We start from the raw sequence: 1647 nt of genomic DNA, 5'->3' as shown, positions 1-1647 counted from the left end.
CCCGGGACGCGGGGATCCCCGGCGGGCCGGTCGCCCTGCCGGAGTCGTGAGCTCCCGGAGCCCGCGCACCGCCCCCGCGCGGGCTCCGTCGGAAGCGATCGGGGCGAAACCCCGCGCGCGGGCACGGTGACGCGCTACTCTGCACCGCAGAGTACTGCACATAGCGGAAACTGGGGGTGGCGCTGTGATCACGAAAGCCGGAGAGCCGGGGTGCGGCCATCACGGCTGTACGAACGACCTGCGGGACCACTGGGTGGGCCTGCCCAACGCGGTCACCGTGCTCCGGGGAATCGGTACGGCGGTGTTGTGTCTGATCGCCGCGGGGGCGACCACCGCGTGGCCCTGGTTGCTCGCGGCGCTGGCCACCTACTGGCTCGGCGACATCGCCGACGGGCTCCTCGCCCGGTGGACCGGAACGGAGACCAGGACCGGGGCGGTGCTGGACATCCTCACCGACCGCCTGTCCGTGTGTCTGATCATCGCGATCTACGGCACCATCGAGCCCGGCGTCCTGCTCCCGGCGACCGTGTTCCTGGTGCAGTTCGTCGTCGTCGACGCCTACCTCAGTCTGGCGTTCCTCGGGTGGCCCCTGCTCAGCCCGAACTACTTCCACCTCGTGGACGCCGCGGTGTACCGGTGGAACTGGTCGCCCCCCGCGAAGGCGCTGAACACCGGCGCCGTGGTCGCCGTGTGGCTGCTGACCCACAACCCGATCGCGGCCACCGCCGTCGCGGTGGCCGCGTTGTCGGTCAAGGTCGCCGGGGCCGTCCGTCTCGCGGCGCGCACACCCCCGGCGACCCGGCGGGGGTGTGCGGTCGACGAGAGCACCGACGGTGCCCACCTGTGATCGGCTGGCTCGCCGCCACCCTCGGCACGGGCGTGCTGTCCGCCGTCGTACCGGTGGTCACCATCGAGGTCTACCTCGTGGGCGTCCGGGCGACCGACCCGGACGTGCCGTGGCCCGCGCTCGCACTCGCCGCCGCCGTCGGTCAGATGGCGGGCAAGATGCTGTTCTTCTACGCCGGACGCGGCGGTGTCCGGCTCAGCGAGCGCCTGCGCCGGGACACCGACCCGACCCGCTCCCGACGCTGGGTCACCTGGATCAGCCGTTTCCGGGAGGCGTGTGCCGAGCGACCGCGCACGGCGGCGGGCATCCTGTTCGTCTCCGCGTCGCTGGGCCTGCCCCCGTTCGCGGTGATCGCCGTGGTCGCCGGGGCGACGACGATGGGGCCTGTCCGGTTCCTGATCCTGGGCTTCAGCGGCCGGACGATCCGGTTCGCCGTGCTGACCCTGGCACCGTCCCTGATCGAGCACGTCTAGCCGCCCCGCCGCGGCCGAACGCGGGTGCTCAGTCGAGCTGCGGCACGACGTCGGAGGCGATGAGCTCCAGGTGCGCCGGGTCGGACAGGTCCAGCACCTGCAGGTACAGCCGGGTCACGCCGGTCTCCTCCCGCCAGCGGCCGATCGTGTCCACCGCCTCCGCCGGGGTGCCCGCCACGCCGTCCGCCCGCAGTTCGTCGACGTCACGCCCGATGGCCTCCGCGCGGCGGGCGAATTCCGCCTCGTCCTTGCCGATCGCTACCACCAGGGCGGCCGACCGGGTGATCTCCGCCGGGTCCCGGCCCGCGGCGGAGGCGGCGGCCGCCA

2 protein-coding genes and 1 pseudogene are annotated in these 1647 nt (G+C 73.3%); 2 read left to right on the top strand and 1 reads right to left on the bottom strand.

What is annotated here, in order from left to right:
* Window positions 1-184 precede the first annotated feature (184 nt).
* The gene (locus ACTIR_RS23520; protein WP_161629642.1) at window positions 185-847 is read left to right on the top strand and encodes a CDP-alcohol phosphatidyltransferase family protein; all 663 of its coding nucleotides are present in this window, start codon (window positions 185-187) and stop codon (window positions 845-847) included.
* Window positions 844-1320 carry a hypothetical protein gene (locus tag ACTIR_RS0114720; RefSeq protein ID WP_026454866.1) on the top strand — a complete coding sequence of 159 codons (477 nt, stop codon included), beginning with the start codon at window positions 844-846 and terminating at the stop codon, window positions 1318-1320. Before ACTIR_RS23520 ends, ACTIR_RS0114720 begins: the two co-directional genes overlap by 4 nt.
* Window positions 1321-1348: 28 nt before the next feature.
* On the opposite strand, the pseudogene ACTIR_RS23515 reads toward ACTIR_RS0114720, so the two are convergent.
* Window positions 1349-1647 (bottom strand): annotated as a pseudogene (locus ACTIR_RS23515) (LLM class F420-dependent oxidoreductase); the annotation flags it as partial.

It is taken from the genome of Saccharomonospora iraqiensis subsp. iraqiensis (genome assembly GCF_000430445.1).
GTDB classification, from domain to species: Bacteria; Actinomycetota; Actinomycetes; order Mycobacteriales; family Pseudonocardiaceae; genus Saccharomonospora; species Saccharomonospora iraqiensis.
The sequence above is the reverse complement of the archived record's forward strand: the minus strand, read 5'-3'. Positions and strand labels throughout refer to the sequence as shown.